Origin of the sequence: Pseudomonas sp. K8, from assembly GCF_014889455.1 — a bacterium.
Lineage (GTDB): Bacteria > Pseudomonadota > Gammaproteobacteria > Pseudomonadales > Pseudomonadaceae > Aquipseudomonas > Aquipseudomonas veronii.
The window spans coordinates 1-1,053 of sequence record NZ_VJWO01000118.1 but is presented as its reverse complement, the minus strand read 5'-3'; the positions used below and the strand labels follow the sequence as shown (position 1 = coordinate 1,053).

The window sequence follows — 1,053 nt, the reverse complement described above, 5'->3', positions numbered from 1 at the left end:
AGGCGCCAACGCCGGCCACGCCACCGAAGCCAACATGGACCGCCTCGACGGTGCCGGCGCCGCTGCCGCCATCGAAGCCCGCGCCGTCACCGCCAACGACTCCGCCGCGATCATCCGCGCCAAGGCTGCCCTCGACAAACTCGACATCGCCGAAGGCCTCGCCGAGCTCGAAGGCGCCTCCGCCCGCGTCGCTGTCGACGAAAAGCGCATGATCAACTGCCGCGCCGACCTCAACCAGCTCGTGCCCTTCAAGTACGACTGGGCCTGGCAGAAATACCTCGACGGCTGCGCCAACCACTGGATGCCGCAAGAGGTCAACATGACCGCCGACATCGCGCTGTGGAAAAACCCCGAAGGCCTGACCGACGACGAGCGTCGCATCGTCATGCGCAACCTCGGCTTCTTCTCCACCGCCGACTCGCTGGTCGCCAACAACCTGGTCCTGGCCGTGTACCGCCTGATCACCAACCCGGAGTGCCGCCAGTACATCCTGCGCCAGGCCTTCGAAGAGGCGATCCACACCCACGCCTACCAGTACTGCATCGAATCGCTGGCCATGGATGAAGGCGAAATCTTCAACATGTACCACGAGATCCCATCGGTCGCGAAAAAAGCCGCCTGGGGCCTGAAATACACGCGCTCCATCTCCGACCCGAAATTCGAAACCGGCACCGTCGACACCGACAAAGAACTGCTGCGCAACCTGGTGGCCTACTACTGCGTACTGGAAGGCATCTTCTTCTATTGCGGCTTCACCCAGATCCTCTCCATGGGCCGCCGCAACAAAATGACCGGCGTGGCCGAGCAGTTCCAGTACATCCTGCGCGACGAGTCGATGCACCTGAACTTCGGCATCGACGTGATCAACCAAATCAAAATCGAAAACCCACACCTGTGGGACGCCGAGATGAAGGAAGAAGCGACCCAGATGATCCTGCAAGGGACCCAACTGGAGATCGAATACGCGCGCGACACCATGCCACGCGGTGTACTCGGCATGAACGCGGCGATGATGGAGGACTACCTCAAGTTCATCGCTAACCGTCGTCTGTC

1 protein-coding gene is annotated in these 1,053 nt (G+C 61.4%); it reads left to right on the top strand.

Going from position 1 to position 1,053, the window contains the following annotated elements:
* Positions 1 to 34 precede the first annotated feature (34 nt).
* A partial coding sequence (locus INT12_RS30455) for a ribonucleotide-diphosphate reductase subunit beta (RefSeq protein WP_226926385.1) occupies positions 35 to 1,053 on the top strand: 1,019 nt, incomplete at its 3' end.